Consider the following 19,235-nt stretch of genomic DNA (forward strand, 5'->3'; position numbering starts at 1 on the left):
TAGCTTATAATTTTGCTAATGATGTTATTATCGATACTATCTCTTTAAACTAAAATGCCCTCGATATTCTTTTCCACTTGCTCTGGTAACAACAAACCAATAATCTGTTGCAGGCAATTCATGTCCATTGAGCATTCCATCCCAAGAGGCATTTTCAAATAATTCTTTAATGAATTTGCCATAACGATCAAATATTTTCACGGTTATCCCTAACTCATAATCTGAAAATTTGATTTTCCAAGTATCATTATAACCATCTCCGTTTGGGGTAAAGAATTTGGGGTACATCAGCAAATAAACTTCATCGGTTACAGTTCCGCAACCATTTTTATCTCTTACATGAATTGTATATTGGCCGCTAATGATGTTTGAAAATTGATTGCTATCCTGAAAATGAATACCGTCTATTGAATACTCAAAATCGCCAGTACCAGATGTATAAACTGTTATCATATTTTGATTGTCTGTCCAGTCTTGGGTATCAATAGAAGTAATTGTAGCTATTGTTGATGTTTTTACTTTGAAGTTTTTTGTACTCGAACAAGAAATAGTACTGTAATTATTAGTAACAGTTACGGAAAAATCACCAGGATTAGCAACCTGTATTGATGCAGTAGTGACACCATTTGACCATAAATAAGTATCATAGCCAGAACCGGCATCAATCGTGATAATGTTGTTTTCACAAATGGGTACAATATCTTGAATTGGAATAATCGGTTTTGATAGAAGAGTTAATTTTAATTCAACAATTGCATTACACGGATTATTCGAATTGATGCGAACATAGATTTTGTTATCGCCTAAAACCAAGTTGTAATTTGAAAAGTTAACAATTTGATTGGCTGTGAATTGATTTTCTGCACCCGAAAAAGTCGAATAATAAGAAAAGTTATAAGTTGAAGCATTCGAAATTAGCTTTGAATTATAATCGGATAAATTTACTTTTTCGGATCCATCATTCAAATCATCACAAAATAATTCAGCATAATTATTTGCGGGTAAAGTACTTATTAAAGAAACGGTAACAGTCAGTTTTGTGGTACTTTCACATCCAATCACCGTTTGTGAAGCATAATAAATCGCTCCATCTTGCAAAGGTGTTGAATTAGACAAAAGTACTCCAGTGCTAGTATACCATTTTATTGCAGTTCCCGATACTACGATAGTATCTAAAGTTGGATTCTGGCTCGAGCAAAAAGTTTGACTCGCACTTCCTATTGGTTTAGGTGTATCTTGAATGTTTATCAGTATAGGATTTCTTTTGCTTTCACACCCATTTACAGTTTGTGAAGTGTAATAAGTACCTCCATTTTGTAATGAAGTTGTATTTAACAAAATTGTCCCTGCAGTTAAACTATTATACCATTTTACATTTTGTCCTGTAATTGCAATATCCTTAATTGTTGCATTTTGTTGAATGCAAAACGTTTGAGGAGATGTAGCAGTTGGCACTGGAGGAAAATCAGTAAATGGAATTATTATTACTGTTGATGCTTCAGAGATACATCCATCTGTGTTCTTAATTTTAACCAAGTAACTGCCAGAATTCAAATAACCAGAAGTTGGATTTGTGCTCCATGTTACTCCATTGTCAAAACTATATTTTGCAGCAACACTTGTTACAGTTATAATTCCTTTTGGGTTTGAACAGTCTGGTTGTAGAATGTTTGTAGCTGGTGCATTAGGATAATCTGTTGGTGCATTTATTTTTACAGTAACTGCATTTGATTCACAATTGGAACTGTTTTTTACCTTTATCTGATAAGTACCAGCTGCTAATGGACCAGAATTTGAATTTGAGGAATAAGTAATTCCATTATCAAAGCTATATTGAAAAGCAGTACTTGTTATGTCAATTGTTCCAAAAGGATTCACGCAACTTATCGGTTGTACGACATTTAGACTAGGACTTGCTGGAGCATTTGGTGGAGCATTTATTACCGTAGTTGTAGCATAAGAAACACAAGAACTGCTAAACTCTCTTGTTCTAATGAAATAAGTTCCAGGAAGCAATGGTTTGGAAGTTGGATTTGTACTCCAAGTTACCCCATCGTCAAAGCTATATTCGGCTTTTAAGGTGGTTACTGTAATTGTTCCTGTTTTGGCACTACAACTTATAGGCTGACTGACAGATATGAGTGGTGCATTTGGAACTGGTATTTGTTGAATAGTTGTTGTACAGGTAGGTTCTGATATGCATCCTGCAGCATTTTTAATCCTTAAACAATATTCCGTATTTGCTTTTAAATTAGTCATGTAAGAGGTTGTTGACCAAGTTACCCCATTATCAAAACTATATGCAGCAGCGGGAGTGTCAATATGCATTTCGATTCCAGTTGTCAACTCTCCTGCACATGATGATTGGGTAGAGCCAGATGATTGAATTTTAAAAGTAGGAATTGTTGAGATAGTTACTGATGCTGGATCAGAGATACAACCATCACTGTTTTTTATTTTTATTAAATAAATACCTGGTGATAGGTTCGAACGGGAGTTAGAACTTATAAACGTGATTCCGTTGTCAAAGCTATACTGGGATGCTGCAGTAGTTATTGTTATTGTCCCATTAATAGAGCAAGTAGGCTGTACTACTGAATAAGTTGGGGCAATCAGTAGACTATTCAGGTTGTTTAGAACTACTGTTGTTGCTTCTGATGGACATCCCGAATAGTTGTCTCTTGTTCTCACTAAATAAGTACCTGCTTCCAAAGAATTTAAAGTTGGGGTAGTTACCCATGTTGCACCATTATCAAAACTGTAATTAGCTGCATAACTTGTAATGGTTATGCTCCCACTTTTAGTGCCACAAGCGGTAGGTTTTATACTAGTTACTAAAGGAGCTGAAGGTATGATTGGAGAATAATTTATATAAACATATTGAGTATTAGATTGACAACCTAAAGCATTTTTTATTTTAATATAATAATAACCGGACAATAGGTTTATAGCTTTAGGATTACTAGTCCAAGTACTTCCATTATCAAAACTATATTGATCTGCAATTGTAGTTATCGAAATGCTTCCTGCTATTCCACATGAAGGTTGGACAACTGTGTATGTAGGATTGTCTAAATAAAATGCATTTAGATTTACATATTGATAATTTGAAACACATCCTAAATTATTTTTTATAAGAATATAATACGTTCCCACTGCTAAATTTGAAGCGACAGGATTAGTAGTCCAAGTCGTTCCATTATCAAAACTATATTGAGCAGCTACTGTTGTTATGGTAATTGTTCCGCCTGTTCCACAAGTAGGCTGAACAACCGAAAAAGTAGGATTGTCTAAATAAAATGTATTTATACTTGCATATTGATAGTTTGATACGCATCCTAAATTATTTTTTATCAGAATATAATACGTTCCAGCTGCTAAGTTTGATGCAACTGGATTAGTTGTCCAAGTTGTTCCATTATCAAAACTATACTGAGCAGCAGTTGTGGTTATTGTAATTGTTCCACCCGTTCCGCAAATAGGTTGAGTTACTGTAAAAGTAGGATTAGGTAAATAAAAAGGCTCAATGTAAGTATATTGGTAATTAGAGATACAGCCTAAGTTGTTTTTAATTAGAATATAATAATATCCAGGTTGTAAATTACTGGCTATCGGATTAGTAGTCCAAGTTGCTCCATTATCAAAACTATACAGATCTGCCGTTGTTGTTATAGAAATTTTTCCGGCAACACCGCAATTTGGCTGTATTACAGTAAAATTAGGATTAGGTAAATAAAAAGTTTCCAGATTTATACCTAAATAACTGGATACGCATCCAGAATTATTTTTTATTAAAATATAATAATACCCAGGACTAAGATTTGAAGCTATAGGATTAGTAGTCCAGGTATTTCCATTGTCAAAACTATATTGTGCAGCAACTGTTGTTATTGTAATGCTTCCATTGGTTCCGCAACCCGGTTGAATAACACTATAATTTGGATAGGCTAAATAATTTGAATCAAGATATACATAAACGTAATTAGATTCACAACCTAAAGTATTTTTTATTTTAAGATAATAGGTGCCTGGTTGTAAGTTAGTAGCAACCGGGTTTGCAGTCCATGTATTACCACCATCAAAACTGTATTGAGCAGCTGGAGTGGTTATTGTGATACTTCCTATATTTCCACAGGAAGGGTTGACAACTAGAAACGTAGGATCTGGCAAATAAAAAGGATTTAGATTTACATATTGATAATTTGAAACACAGCCTAAACTATTTTTAATCATGACATAATACGTTCCAGAAGCAAGATTTGAAGCTGTAGCATTTGATGACCAAGTGGTTCCGCCATCAAAACTGTATTGGGCAGCTGGAGTAGTTATTGTGATGCTTCCCCCCGTTCCACAAATAGGTTGAACGAACGTATATGTTGGTTGAGGTAAATAAAAATAGTCAAGAGATACATATTGTGAATATGAAATGCATCCCAAATCATTTTTATACATAATATAGTAATATCCAGGCGGAAGATTTGTTGCGACAGGATTTGTTGTCCAAGTAGAACCTCCATCAAAGCTATATTCAGCAGCGTTATTAGTAATGGTTATGGTCCCACCATCACCACAAACTGGCTGTTTTCGGGTATAAGTAGGATTTTCTGATAGATAAAAAGTTTGAATGTTTACGTATTGAGTGAAAGATTCGCAACCCAAACTATTTTTTATTTTTATTGCATAATAGCCAGGAGTTAAATTAGTTGCAATAGGATTAGTAGTCCAAGTTAGTCCATCATCAAAACTATATTGTGCTGCCAAAGTTGAAATGCTTATTGTTCCTCCAGTACCACAAACGGGTTGAACTACAGAATAAATAGGATAATCTAAATATATTCTATTTATAATTACATTTTGAGATGCAGACTGGCATCCTACAGCATCTTTTATTTTGATGAAATAAGAACCGGGTTGCAGGTTACTCATTTTAGGATTGGTTGTCCAAGTATCTCCATTGTCAAAACTGAATGAAACGGCATCAGGCGAAGTTATCGTTATAGTGCCGGTCGCATCACAGGTCGCCGGTTGCTCAACTGTATAGCCAGATGCACCCAGAAGTTGAGGTTCAACAATAGTCACTCCGGTAGCAGAAGAAATACATCCACTTGGTGTCTTTATTCGGATATAATAAGTTCCAATTTTAAGTATTCCTGATTGCGGATTAGTTTGCCATGTCGCTCCATTATCAAAACTATATTCTTGAGCAGGCGAAGTAATTTTTATAGATCCAGTAGTTACAATACAGGTGGGCTGAACAGAAGTGAATGTTGGCCCCGGAATAGTATTGTTTACAGTTACTTTGGTGCTCGTAAAACAATTACTTCCATCAGTAACTTTTATTGTATAATTCCCCAGACTGGATTCAAAAGAAGGAACATTATAGTTTATTTTAGTCTCACCAATAATAGCGATGCCATTATGATACCATTGATAAGTGGCATTTGCATTTACTGTTGTTGTCAAATTAGCTTTCAAAACTAAATTATTATCACAAAAATTACCGGTCTGTGTAATATTTACTCCAAAGGCTGCAGCAGTATTCAATAACAAATTATCATATAAAAAATAAGGATATTCGTTAGAGGAAGACATAGACGGATAGGAAGCGGGTAAAACTGGGGGCGATCCTAACATTATTGCATTTACATCTATTGTAGGTGTAAATGATATCGTGATTTCTCCCCAAGCGGAAACAGGAACATAACTGGCATGCCCAATTTCTATCCAAGTTGGGTCAGCCAAATTAGGACTACTAACGATATTCAAAGGCAAATTAGCCCCATTATTACAGCCGTATAATGTCACGTTAACAGGTTCTAATAAATCTACACTGGTTCCTGTCCAGGTTCCATTATTAAATATTTTTAATGAAGCAATATTAAAAGTTAATTGATAATCAGTCCCTGCTTTCATTGGGGATAATAAGGTAGTTCCTAAATATTCATTCCAATCTCTTAAAAAAAGAGCACCTGTCAAACCTTTTCCATCAGGAACATCCAAAAGATTCAAATCTTTCATGGCTGGCAACATAAAACCACACGTGTTAAAATAATCAGTTGTTGCTTGAGTTGCTTGGATCCAAGGTGTTGCATTGTTTAATTGAGAAAAAGAAGAAGGACAACCTAAAAGAGTTTCAAATGAAGCGTTTGGTATAATGGACGTTATTGCACTGTTATTGCAGATACAATCACTATCATTTAAATCTATTTTTCCATCTCCATCATCATCAATTCCATTATTACAAACTTCTTGAGCAGAACAAAGTATAGAGCACAATAAAAAAAGTAAAAGTAATTTTTGTTTCATTTTTTTAATTTAAACAAGCGTAAATGTAATTAAATATGTACAAATTAGAAATTATGGTTTTTTTATTTTAGTTTGAAAAGATAAAACAAACAAAATAGTTTTTATTTTATCTCTTCAAACTAAAATGACCTCGATATTCTTTTCCATTTGCTCTGGTAACAACAAACCAATAATCAGTAGCTGGAAGTTCATGACTATTGACAGTTCCATTCCAACCGATATTATTTTGTAATTCTGTAATGAATTTTCCATAACGATCAAATATTTTAATGGTTACTCCCGCTTCAAAATCGGAGAATTTGATTTTCCAAGTGTCATTATAACCATCTCCGTTTGGGGTAAAGAATTTAGGGTACATAAACAAATAGACTTCATCAGTTACAGTTCCGCAACCATTTTTGTCTCTTACAGAAACGGTATATTGTCCGCTAATGATGTTTGAAAATTGATTGCTATCCTGAAAATGAATACCGTCTATTGAATACTCAAAATCACCTGTACCGGTTACATAAACTATAATCGTATTTTGATTATCCGTCCAGTCTTGGGTATCAATAGAAGTAATTGTAGCTATAGTTGATGTTTTTACTTTGAAGTTCTTTGTACTCGAACAAGAAATAGTACTGTAATTATTAGTAACAGTTACGGAAAAATCACCAGGATTAGCAACCTGTATTGATGCAGTAGTGGCACCATTTGACCATAAATAAGTATCATAGCCAGAACCGGCATCAATCGTGATAATGTTGTTTTCACAAATGGGTACAACATCTGGAATTGGAATAATCGGTTTTGATAGAAGAGTTAATTTTAATTCAACAATTGCATTACACGGATTATTAGAATTGATGCGAACATAGATTTTGTTATCGCCTAAAACCAAGTTGTAATTTGAAAAGTTAACAATTTGATTGGCTGTGAATTGATTTTCTGCCGCTGTAAAAGTAGAATAATAAGAAAAGTTATAAGTTGAAGCATTCGAAATTAGCAGCGAATTATAATCGGATAAATTTACTTTTTCGGATGCATCATTCAAATCATCACATAATAATTCAGCATAATTATTTGCGGGTAAAGTACTTATTAAAGAAACGGTAACAGTGAGTTTTGTGGTGCTTTCACATCCACTTACCGTTTGCGAAGCATAATAAGTAGAACCATCTTGTAAAGGAGTTGAATTAGACAAAAGAGCTCCAGCACTAGTATACCATTTTATTTCATTACCTGAAATCTCGATGGTATCTAAATTTGGGTTTTGGCTCGAGCAAAAAGTTTGAGTTGCATTTCCGGTAGGACTCGGAGTGTTTATTATGTTTATTGAAACGGGGATTCTATCACTTTCACAACCGTTTATGGTTTGCGAAGCGTAATAAGTGATTCCGTTTTGGAGTGAAGTTGTGTTTGATAAAAGAGTTCCATTTGTTAAAGCATCATACCATTTTATGTTTTGACCAGTTATTGTGATATTGTTTAATTTTGCATTTTGTTCGATGCAAAACGTTTGGGGAGAAGTTACAGTTGGTAAAGGCTGATTATTAATTGTAATGGTTTGGTTTTGTGTTGATGTATTTCCGTTTCCATCATTGTATTTCCAAATAACTGTATAGGTTCCTGGTAGGCTATACGAAAGCGGACTTGAGGTAGTTGCTGTAATTGCTCCGGTACATACATCCGTTGCTGTTGGTATTATTGTAATTATAGTATGACAATCGCCATTTATTGTTGGAAGAATTGTCAGGTTAGGAATAGGCGGTTCTATATCTCCAACAATTACATTAATATCATAATTTTTTTGGCAACTACAATTATCACTAACGATTAAATTATAAGTACCTTGATTTACAATTGTTACATTATTTATTGACGGATTTTGTAAATTACTAGTAAATCCATTTGGACCGGTCCAAGAATAATTATAACCAGAATCTACGTTAAAGGTTAATTTATTTCCCAAACAAATGGGCGAATTGCTCACAGGATTTACATTAATGTTACAGTTATTCTCTTCTGAAAATTTAATTAAATAGAAATTTCTACTTCCTAAAATAGTTGGTTGATAGGAATTTGAATCTGCTATTCCATTATTTTGACTCGCAGTTCCTCCGATAATAATATTGTTATTTTCAAAACAAATTTTATTTTCTGAATATTGGTCAAATCCGCCGACATAAGTACCTAGCACTAAATTTCCTGTTTTAGAAAATTTCCCTATATAACCTTCAGCAAATCCATTTTTTTTGTATGCACAAGAAGTTGTTATTGTGGTGTCAATCCCTCCCATTCCCCCAATATAGATAAAATTATTTTTGAAAATTATAGAATATATTTTAGCTCCAGTTCCTATATAAGTACCCCAAATTCGCTTACCATTTGGGTCTAATTTTGCTAAAAAACCAGTTTCTGTCCATTGATTAAAATCATCAAAACTTCCAGAAGAAGCAATATTATCGTCATTATCAGTACCCCAAGTTTCTCCTCCAATGTAAATATTATTTTCGGTATCAATTTCAATAGCTTTTATATTATCTCCCGAGCCATAGTAAGTGCTCCAAACCCTGTTCCCATCTAATGTAAATTTATAAACACTTCCGTTGACAGTATTTTTATAATTGTTTTCCTGAAAAGTACCAGGTGTAGATATATAATTTAAACTGAAAGTCTTTCCTCCTAAAACTATATGGTCTGATGCTATTTTAATGGTTTCGAGATAATCACTATTTTCACCACCGATATAGGTACTCCAAATAATATCACCATTTGAATTAAATTTAGATAAAAAACCGTCAAAACTTGAATGAAATTGATTTCCGTCTTGGTTTAATAAAGTTTGAAAATTATTATTAATTGAAATTCCAGAATAACTCCTCGTATAACCCACAATATAAATATTATTGTTACTGTCGATATCAATATCAGATGCACCATCTCCTTCATTCCCTCCAAAATAAGTGGACCAAATTCTAGTTCCTGAAGGGGTGAATTTAGCTAAAAATACATCATCTTCATTTCCTGAAAAATTGGATTTGTAAGAACCATTAGAAGAAATGTTTGTTTTACTGGACGTTACTCCAGTAATGATAATATTATTTTGTGTATCAACTTTCAGTCCATTAATTTTGTCCCAACTTTCGCCACCATAAAATGTTCCCCAAAGGCGATTCCCTGAGGAACTAAATTTGGCAATTATTCCATCATACATTATTGTTGATGGATTACCAATGGATGTTTGATGTGTTCCTGACGTAGCATAACTGCTGGAAGGACTTGCTGTATATCCTGTGAAATAAATATTTCCAAAACTATCCGTTCCTATATCGGTAAAACTTAGATTATTAATATTCATTTCGTCTCCATAAAATGTCCCCCATAACCTCACAGGAACCGGATCAATAATTACCGTTTCATTAGAAATGGGATTTGCAGTTTCAAATCCATAAACATTCTTTTTAATTTTGGTATAACCAACAGTGATTTCCTTTTTACTCATTCCGTCTTCCGTCCAGCTGGCGGGAAGGGTTTCTTCCATTTCACCAAAACGAACATTCATTCGGATTTTATTATCAACTAAATCTGTTTTAGCACCATTAAATTTTAATTGAATATCCGATATTTTGCCTTTTGGGTGCACTACAAAATTGTATTCCACTGTTTTTAAAGTGTCTTTTGGAACAGAAAAAACTACATCAATGTTGGGGTAAATATTTTTATACGTTATTTGCTTGTATTGATGCACGTTAATAATACCTTCGGGTTTATTGGGGACATTGTAATAATTGTCGTAATCCTTAGATTCTTCGGCTGTAACTAATTCTATATTAGGATTAGCATTAACAAAATCGATATCTATTCTATGAAATACGTATTCTAACGTGTACTCAGGAGTCTTGTCTTTATTATTTTCTAAAGGAGAAGAACTAAGTCTTTCTTCTTTTGGATGTTTTATCGGATGCTTTTTGGTTTCATAAATATCATACGAAAAACCATTCTTTTTTAGCTGAACATTTAATCCTTTTGAGTTTAATAAATACTTTACCGCCGTATTCGGTTTCCCTTTTTGATCAATAATTTGACCTTTATTTTCTTTAAAACCAATTGATTGATTTTTATTTTGGGCAAATAATGGAACAATGATTAATAGTAGTAGTAAGAGTAATTTATGTTTCATGGAAATGATTTAAACAAGCGTAAATGTAATTAAATATCTACAAATTTCATAAAAATTGAAAAAGGCTATATTTTATGTTAAATCCAAAGAATAAATAAAAAAGGTCTCCTTTTACTTTTGTGGAAAGAATAGAATTATCCCTTATTTTTGCACCAAACTTATTTCTTTTGAAAACGAAACTATTCCTCATTACGCCTCCTTTTACCCAACTGAATACACCGTATCCAGCAACTGCATATATCAAAGGGTTTCTGAATACCAAAAATATTGAGTCCGTTCAAGCGGATTTGGGTATCGAAGTAATTTTGAAACTGTTTTCGAAAGAAGGTTTGCAAAGTTTGTATCAAGTTGCAGGTTTCAAATTACAAGTTGAAGAAATTTCAGATAATTCGAAACGTATTTTCGCTTTACAAGACGAATATCTAAAAACTATTGATGCCGTTATTGCTTTTTTACAAGGAAAAAATCCAACATTGGCACTTCAAATTTGTCAGGAAGATTTCTTACCTGAAGCATCACGATTTGCACAATTGGAAGAATTGGATTGGGCTTTTGGTACTATGGGGACACAGGACAAAGCGAAACATTTGGCGACTTTGTATCTGGAAGATATCTCCGATTTTATTGTGGAATGTGTCGATGCTAATTTTGGATTCAGTCGCTATGCTGAACGTTTGGGACGAAGTGCTAATTCTTTTGACGAATTGTACGAAGCCTTGCAACAAGAACCAACGTATATTGATGGAATTTTGCTTTCGATTCTAAAAGAGAGAATAGAAACCATTCAACCTACGTTATTCCTTATTTCGGTTCCGTTTCCAGGGAATTTATATTCGGCTTTTCGTTCCGCACAATGGGTGAAAACGCATTATCCTGAAATTAAAATTTCAATGGGTGGCGGTTTCCCAAATACTGAATTGCGTTCGCTTTCGGATGCTCGTGTGTTTGAGTTTTTCGATTTTATTATGTTGGATGATGGCGAAACACCAATTGAAGAATTAATTTCCAATATTGAAAATACAGATTATAATTCCTATAAACGAACTTTTCTGTTGGAAGACGGAAAAGTGGTTTATAAAAATAATTCCCTAAAACACGATTACAAACAATCGCAAGTGGGAACGCCTGATTACTCGGATTTGCTATTGGATAAATACATTTCGGTTATTGAAATTGTGAATCCAATGCATCGTATGTGGAGCGACGGACGCTGGAATAAACTCACCATGGCGCACGGTTGCTATTGGGGGAAATGCACTTTTTGCGATATTTCTTTAGATTATATCAAAGTATACGAACCCGTTGCTGCCAGTTTATTGTGCGACCGAATGGAAGAAATGATTGCCCAAACAGGCGAGAATGGATTTCATTTTGTAGATGAAGCGGCACCTCCTGCTTTGATGCGCGCACTTGCACTCGAAGTCCTTCGCAGAAAATTAGCGGTAACGTGGTGGACGAACATTCGATTCGAAAAAAGTTTTACTAAAGATTTATGTTTACTTCTAAAAGCATCTGGTTGTATAGCAGTTTCTGGCGGACTCGAAGTCGCTTCCGATAGATTATTAAAACTGATTGACAAAGGTGTAACAGTTGAACAAGTTGCTAAAGTAACCCGAAATTTCACCGAAGCCGGCGTAATGGTTCATGCCTATTTGATGTACGGTTATCCTACACAAACCATTCAGGAAACCGTCGACAGCCTAGAAATGGTACGTCAATTATTTGAAGTTGGCGTTTTGCAATCTGGATTTTGGCACCAGTTTGCCATGACGGCACACAGTCCTGTGGGTTTATATCCAGAGAAATTTGGTGTGGTAAAAGAAACCGAAATCTTGGGAACTTTTGCCAACAATGATATTAACTATACGGATTCAACAGGAATCGACCATGATAAATTCAGTTTTGGACTCAAGAAATCCTTGTTCAATTTCATGCACGGAATCTGTTTTGATTATGAGTTGCAGGATTGGTTTGAATTTAAAATTCCAAAGACTAAAATTTCACCTGATTTTATTTTTGATGCTTTACAAGAAGACAATGATTTCAATAGTAAACCCACTGCCAAAATTGTTTGGTTAGGAGGAAAGCCATTTATTGAGCATTTTACCAAATCCAAAAAAGGAAATTCTTGGGAGTTGATGACCTTGACTTTCCATGATAAAAAAGAAAGTTTCTCCATTCAAACCAATAAAAAGGAAGGAGAATGGTTAGTGGAAATACTGCAAAAAATAGCAGTTTCGAATGCTAAAATCTACACGTTTCAAGAAGTAAAATCAAATTTTGAAACACAGTTTGAAGACTTTGAATTGTTTTGGTACTCGAAACCAATTAAAACTCTTAGAGAATTTGGATTGTTAGTGTTGTAAATTTATTTTATGATAACTATATCAAATTAGCATAAAACTTTTATTTTTAGATTACGAAAACGTTTTCTTTACTTATTTTTACAACCAATTAAATAAATACACGTATGAGTATTGGTTATAAAGTAAATGTAAATGATACGTTCCATTTTGATTTGGAAAAGGAAAGTATTTCACAACTGGATGCAGTTAGTGTGGAAGCTAATAAATTTCATATACTACATCAAAATACCCCTTATAAAGCGGAAATCCTAACTTCTGATTTTATTCAAAAAAGCTATACGGTAAAGGTAAATAACAACACTTACGTTGTGGCAATTTCAAATCCATTGGATATTCTCATCAAAGAAATGGGGTTTGAAGTGGGACTTACCAAGCAAGTCAATTTTATCAAAGCACCAATACCCGGATTGATTCTGGAAATCAGTGTTGTGGTGGGGCAAACGGTAAAAGAGAATGACAACCTAATTATTTTGGGCGCCATGAAAATGGAAAACAGTTTTCTTTCCCCTCGTGACGGTGTTATCAAAACGATTTCAGTAATGATGGGAGATGCCGTAGATAAAGGACAGTTGTTAATTGAATTTGAATAAGACTATGAAAAAAATATTAGTTGCCAATAGAGGGGAAATTGCCATCAGGGTGATGAAAACCGCACAGAAAATGGGCATTAAAACCGTGGCGGTATATTCAACTGCGGATAGAAATGCACCTCATGTAAAATTTGCCGATGAAGCCGTTTGGATTGGAGAAGCACCTTCGAGTCAATCCTATTTATTAGGTAGCAAAATCATTGAAGTGGCCAAATCCTTAAACGTAGATGCGATTCATCCCGGTTACGGATTTTTGAGTGAAAATGCTGATTTTGCCGAAGAGGCCGAAAAAAATAACATCATTTTTATTGGTCCTAAGTCGAAAGCGATAAAAATCATGGGGAGTAAATTAGCGGCCAAAGATGCCGTTAAGCAATACAATATTCCAATGGTTCCCGGTTTTGATGAAGCGATTACCGATGTCGAAAAAGCAAAAGTAGTTGCCAAGGAAATTGGTTTTCCAATTTTGATTAAAGCTTCAGCAGGAGGTGGTGGAAAAGGAATGCGAGTCGTAGAAAGTGAAGCGGATTTCGAATCCCAAATGGATCGAGCCATCAGTGAAGCAATTTCCGCATTTGGAGATGGTTCCGTTTTTATAGAAAAATATGTGGGTTCGCCAAGGCATATCGAAATTCAAGTTATGGCAGACAGTCACGGCAATGTACTGTATTTATTCGAAAGAGAATGCAGCATCCAGCGTCGTCACCAAAAAGTGATAGAAGAAGCGCCTTCTTCGGTTTTAACACCGGAATTGCGTAAAAAAATGGGTGAAGCAGCCGTTTTGGTGGCCAAATCCTGTGATTATTTGGGAGCTGGAACCGTCGAATTTTTATTGGACGAAAACAATAATTTCTACTTCCTAGAAATGAATACCCGTTTGCAGGTGGAACATCCCGTTACGGAATGGATTACTGGAACTGATTTGGTAGAATTGCAAATAAGAGTGGCAAGGGGAGAAGCATTGACAATCAAACAAGACGATTTGAAAATAAAAGGACATGCAATGGAATTGCGTGTGTATGCTGAAGATCCGATGAATGATTTTCTGCCAAGTGTAGGTCATTTGGATGTATATCAATTGCCAGTTGGCGAAGGAATTCGGGTAGATAATGGTTTTGAACAAGGCATGGATATTCCTATTTATTACGATCCAATGTTGGCAAAATTAATCACCTACGGAGAAACTAGAGAAGAGGCAATTCAAATTATGCTCAAAGCCATTGAAGGGTACCAAGTGGAAGGTGTACAAACGACTTTGCCTTTCGGGAAATTTGTTTTTGAACACGAGGCGTTCCGTTCCGGGAAATTTGACACGCATTTCGTAAAAAACTATTACAATGCCGATGTATTGAAAAACCAAATGGTGCAAGAAGCCGAAATCGCTGCTTTGGTAGCGTTGAAACAGTATTTTGAAGATCAAAAAATCGTACGCTTACCAATTCAATAAAGTATGGAATCTAAAATAAAAACATTAAACGATAAAATTGCTGAAGCCCATTTAGGAGGCGGTAAAAAACGCATCGAAAAACAACATTCCAATAAAAAACTGACTGCAAGAGAACGCGTCAATTATTTGATGGATGAAGGTTCTTTTGAAGAAATCGGGATGTTGGTAACGCACCGAACTTCTGATTTTGGAATGGAAAAAGAGCTGTATTATGGTGATGGAGTCATTACAGGATACGGAACTATAAACGGACGATTGGTTTATATTTTTGCGCAGGATTTTACCATTTTTGGTGGTTCGTTATCTGAAACACATGCCGAAAAAATCTGTAAAGTAATGGATATGGCGGTCAAAATGGGAGCACCCATGATTGGACTGAATGATTCTGGTGGAGCACGTATTCAAGAAGGTGTTCGTTCTTTGGGCGGTTATGCCGATATTTTCTACAGAAACGTACAAGCCAGTGGCGTGATTCCGCAAATTTCTGCGATTATGGGACCCTGCGCCGGTGGAGCCGTGTATTCTCCTGCTATGACCGATTTTACGATGATGGTCGAAGACACCAGTTATATGTTTGTAACAGGACCTAATGTGGTAAAAACCGTGACCAATGAAACCGTGACTTCTGAGGAATTGGGAGGGGCGAGCACGCATTCTACTAAATCCGGTGTGGCACATTGCACGTCAGCAAATGATGTGGAATGTCTTGAAGATTTGAAACGCTTGTTAAGTTATTTGCCACAAAGCAATAAAGAGAAAGCGCACAATTTACCCTACGAACTCAATGATGAGGTGCGTACTAAATTAGCGACAATTATTCCCGATAATCCAAACAAACCCTACGATATGCACGAGGTGATTGGTGGGATTATTGACGAAGATTCGTTTTTTGAAATTCATAAAAATTATGCCGAAAATATCCTAGTGGGTTTTGCCAGATTGGGAGGAAAAAGCATTGGAATTATTGCGAACCAACCGATGATTTTAGCCGGTTGTCTCGATGTGAACAGTTCGAAAAAAGCGGCTCGATTTACCCGTTTTTGCGATTGCTTTAATATTCCGTTATTGGTTTTGGTGGATGTACCAGGTTTTTTACCGGGAACCGATCAAGAGTGGAGCGGGATTATCGTTCACGGTGCAAAATTGCTATACGCTTTGAGCGAAGCAACCGTGCCAAGAGTGACCGTGATTACTCGAAAAGCTTATGGTGGCGCGTATGATGTAATGAACTCAAAACACATTGGTGCCGACATGAATTTTGCTTGGCCAACTGCCGAAATTGCCGTTATGGGAGCCAAAGGTGCCTCTGAAATTATCTTCAAGAAAGAAATAAACGAGGCCGAAGACCATGAAGCCAAACTCTTGGAAAAAGAAGCAGAATATGCTGATTTGTTTGCGAATCCATACACAGCAGCGCAACGTGGTTTTGTGGATGAGGTAATCCTCCCGCAAGATACAAGACGGAAACTGATAAAGGCCTTTAGTATGCTTGAAAATAAAGTGAGTGTAACCCCAAATAGAAAACACGGGAATATTCCTTTGTAATCTTTCAGTAAGAAATAGAAATAGAAAAACCACCTGATTTGGGTGGTTTTTTTGTTTTATAGAAGAAAGAGATTTTAATTTTTGGTAACCCAATAATGAAAATCTCTTTCTAAATCATAAGTCATCCTGTTTACACTTCTTCTCATAATAAAATAGGGTATTCCAAGCATAAATGTCATATGTAATACTAAAAACGGAAAAACAAATAATGTGGCATCTCCAGCATCAGTAAATAAAAAAACACTAAAAAAGATAGCGTAAAACAAAAGGAAAAAGCCTAAAAAGAAAATCATTTTTCTTTGAAATCCGTTAACTTCAGTTTTGATAATTAATTTGTCCGTTTCCTGAGTAAATTTCCCTGTTGCTTTTGCAAAAGAATGACTAGTATCAAATAATTTTCGTCTCTTTTTTAATTCAAAACCATTGTTTTCAATAGTTCCTTTGTATTCATTTTTACTGGAAGTAAAAACTTCAAAAGGCTCAAAACCTAAATTAGACTCGTCAACATTTTCTCTGAATTTCTTTGTGAAATCAATTTTTGAAATTTGTAATTCTATGTTAATATCTTTGATTAGATTTATTTTTCTTAAAAAATTATTCATTTATTTTTGGTTTAATTATTTGTTATTAAATACTTTTTACGAGCTCAAAATTGCAATTACATCTGTCTATGCAAAATGGTTTTCATTTTCGAATAGTTTATTTTTTAAATTTAATAGACCCTTTTTTGTTAGAAAATACCCTCTGGAAAGCAGATAATTATAATCATTTATTGAAGTAAATAAGATTTGTAATTCATGCTCAATATATTTCTGATTACTAAAATAGACCCAATCTTCAGCAAGGTATTTTTCAAAGTTTTCTTTGATTCTTTCCGTTATTTCGGTGCTATAAATTTCTTGATTTAGAATATTAGAAATTTCCTTTTTTAATTCTTTTTCCAGTTTTTTTAATTCTATTAAATTAGAATTAATTTGTTCTATAGGTGTAACGATATGAAAAAAATGTGTCGAATTTAAAAGATTGGAATACAATTCAATTTGTTGATCAAACTTTTTGTCAAATTTGAAAAAGTTACTATATCTTAATTTTAATTCTTCGTTGGTACCATTATTTAAAGATATTTGATAGTAATAATTATAAATTTTTATATCATTTTCAGTGATTTTAGTTTTCAAATTTTCAATTTCTTTTTCCAGTTTTGGCAAAAGTTCATTGGCATCATTTGCTTTGTATTTTTGTCCGTCATAGTCAAATGTTTTAATTGAAAAATCTTTATTTGATATGCTTGTCAATGTGTTTTTATCATTTTCTAAACCAATATAATCGTAAACCATGTCTACTTTTTCCTTGCTGAAAAGCGTTTCAAAAGGTTCTAATTTATTTGCTGCTTCAATAGTAGCTAAGTCAAAATAATTTGGATTTTTATTATCATAATATCCATTAAAAATTTTATTAAATGTATTTTTTTTAAAGCTCTTGACGTATTCACTCTTAAATTCATCCATTTTAAAAGAGGTGATTTTATCGTTATATTCTATATTTGAAAACAATTTTGCAGTAAGGTTTATTTGTAGCTCTTCAGGATTATTAAATAACGCAATTGCCGGAAAATTACTTGGATTTTCTTTTATGATATTTGTTTTCTCAATATTTAAAACCCGCTCTTCTACACTTGGGTGTGAAGCCCATTGATTCTTTATATTAAGTTTGGACTTATTATATTTACTTGTTTCTAATTCAGTAACTAAGGGTAAATTATCCTTAAAGTTTAAAGAACTCTCTTTTCCTAAAAAATTCATTACATAGCTTTGTTCTTTGTAGATATTATCACTTTTAATATTTTCGGATATTTTATCTCCATAAAAATTTAAAACTGAATTATAGGAATGATCTGCTAAATCCATTCTTAAAAGTGAATGTTTAAGAGGTGGATATCCTGCTATATTTGCTGCAACTTCATCTGCATGAAATTCCATTTCCCTTGAAAGCGCCATATAATTTAAGTTCACATAATCATACATTTTTCTCAGAATCCATTGTATTCCTTGAATAATTTTTAGAGAAATCATGACAAAAATTGAAAAGTAGCCACTAATACTAGCCCATTTTTGAATCATTTTATCGAATGATTCATTGTCATAAAGCATATTGAAAATAACCTGATTAACATTGTAAACGTAACTTCCAACCTTCATGCTTCTTTGAGAGAAATGACCAAATTCATGAGCTAAAATTGCTTTAAATTCTTGCTCTGTAATAGTATTAACAAGTCCTAAACCAATTTGTAAATTTTTCTTAATTGGAAAAAACATGCTCCAAAAACTGGAATCATAAAATACACTTGCATTTACATCAGTTGATAAATACACTTTGTTTGGGAAATTTGTATCTATTGCCACTACAATATCTTCAATAAATTTAAACAGTTTTGGTTCTTCATCTTTTGTTATCTCGGTCAAATGGCTTCTGTCTATTTTATGTTTCTTAAATATAAATTTAAACAAAAAGACAACTACAAAAAAACCTAAACTGGCTAAGCCAATTCCTAAAGCAAGAGTTGCAAGCATTGGTTTTGCCATAATAATTGCAATCCCACCGATTACACTCAAAATAGTTAAACCAATACCTAAGATTAATAAAAGGATGTAAGAAAGTATAAATAAAGCAATTGAAACAATTGCTTTTGCTGTCATTTTTTTAAAATTGTTAGATACTTGAATGTTCATTTAATTGGTTAATTTAGTTAGTTTTTTACAATTTTTGGTAACACGAAAGAGACAATCATACCAGCGGTGAATTATATAAAAAGAAGG

Annotated in this window: 8 protein-coding genes; 4 read left to right on the plus strand and 4 right to left on the minus strand. The window is 33.9% G+C overall.

What is annotated here, in order from left to right; all coding sequences use genetic code 11:
• Nucleotides 1-36: 36 nt before the first annotated feature.
• Nucleotides 37-6,306 carry a T9SS type B sorting domain-containing protein gene (locus OA85_RS09475; RefSeq protein ID WP_039109519.1) on the minus strand — a complete coding sequence of 2,090 codons (6,270 nt, stop codon included), beginning with the start codon at nucleotides 6,304-6,306 and terminating at the stop codon, nucleotides 37-39.
• Nucleotides 6,307-6,412: 106 nt separating this feature from the next.
• A complete protein-coding gene (locus OA85_RS17010) occupies nucleotides 6,413-10,471 on the minus strand; it encodes a T9SS type B sorting domain-containing protein (protein WP_052257197.1) in 4,059 nt (1,352 codons plus the stop codon).
• A gap of 167 nt (nucleotides 10,472-10,638) precedes the next feature.
• On the opposite strand from OA85_RS17010, the gene OA85_RS09485 reads away from it, so the two are divergent.
• The 4 genes from OA85_RS09485 (at nucleotide 10,639) to OA85_RS09500 (ending at nucleotide 16,419) form a co-directional block, all read left to right on the plus strand.
• Entirely contained in the window at nucleotides 10,639-12,837 is a 2,199-nt protein-coding gene (locus tag OA85_RS09485) for a radical SAM protein (protein ID WP_039109520.1), read from the plus strand.
• 104 nt (nucleotides 12,838-12,941) lie between these two features.
• Complete coding sequence (locus tag OA85_RS09490) at nucleotides 12,942-13,427, plus strand: acetyl-CoA carboxylase biotin carboxyl carrier protein subunit (protein WP_039109521.1); 486 nt, start codon at nucleotides 12,942-12,944, stop codon at nucleotides 13,425-13,427.
• Between the two features lie 4 nt (nucleotides 13,428-13,431).
• Entirely contained in the window at nucleotides 13,432-14,874 is a 1,443-nt protein-coding gene (gene accC / locus OA85_RS09495; RefSeq protein ID WP_039109522.1) for an acetyl-CoA carboxylase biotin carboxylase subunit, read from the plus strand.
• Nucleotides 14,875-14,877: 3 nt separating this feature from the next.
• Nucleotides 14,878-16,419, plus strand: a complete 1,542-nt coding sequence (locus tag OA85_RS09500) for an acyl-CoA carboxylase subunit beta (RefSeq protein ID WP_039109523.1) — start codon at nucleotides 14,878-14,880, stop codon at nucleotides 16,417-16,419.
• Nucleotides 16,420-16,493: 74 nt separating this feature from the next.
• Here OA85_RS09500 and OA85_RS09505 read toward each other — a convergent pair whose 3' ends face one another.
• Nucleotides 16,494-17,021 carry a hypothetical protein gene (locus OA85_RS09505; RefSeq protein WP_039109524.1) on the minus strand — a complete coding sequence of 176 codons (528 nt, stop codon included), beginning with the start codon at nucleotides 17,019-17,021 and terminating at the stop codon, nucleotides 16,494-16,496.
• A 66-nt stretch (nucleotides 17,022-17,087) separates the two neighbouring features.
• On the minus strand, nucleotides 17,088-19,148 hold the full coding sequence (locus OA85_RS09510) for a M48 family metallopeptidase (RefSeq protein ID WP_039109525.1): 2,061 nt from the start codon (nucleotides 19,146-19,148) through the stop codon (nucleotides 17,088-17,090).
• Between the last annotated feature and the right edge of the window lie 87 nt (nucleotides 19,149-19,235).

This window comes from Flavobacterium sp. AED (assembly GCF_000812945.1).
Lineage (GTDB): Bacteria > Bacteroidota > Bacteroidia > Flavobacteriales > Flavobacteriaceae > Flavobacterium.

Excerpts from the sequence above, each read along its gene's own strand:
- OA85_RS09475 (WP_039109519.1), bottom strand. The coding sequence starts at position 6,306 with ATGAAACAAAAATTACTTTTACTTTTTTTATTGTGCTCTATACTTTGT.
- OA85_RS17010 (WP_052257197.1), bottom strand. The coding sequence starts at position 10,471 with ATGAAACATAAATTACTCTTACTACTACTATTAATCATTGTTCCATTA.
- OA85_RS09490 (WP_039109521.1), top strand. The coding sequence starts at position 12,942 with ATGAGTATTGGTTATAAAGTAAATGTAAATGATACGTTCCATTTTGAT.
- accC (WP_039109522.1), top strand. The coding sequence starts at position 13,432 with ATGAAAAAAATATTAGTTGCCAATAGAGGGGAAATTGCCATCAGGGTG.
- OA85_RS09500 (WP_039109523.1), top strand. The coding sequence starts at position 14,878 with ATGGAATCTAAAATAAAAACATTAAACGATAAAATTGCTGAAGCCCAT.
- OA85_RS09505 (WP_039109524.1), bottom strand. The coding sequence starts at position 17,021 with ATGAATAATTTTTTAAGAAAAATAAATCTAATCAAAGATATTAACATA.
- OA85_RS09510 (WP_039109525.1), bottom strand. The coding sequence starts at position 19,148 with ATGAACATTCAAGTATCTAACAATTTTAAAAAAATGACAGCAAAAGCA.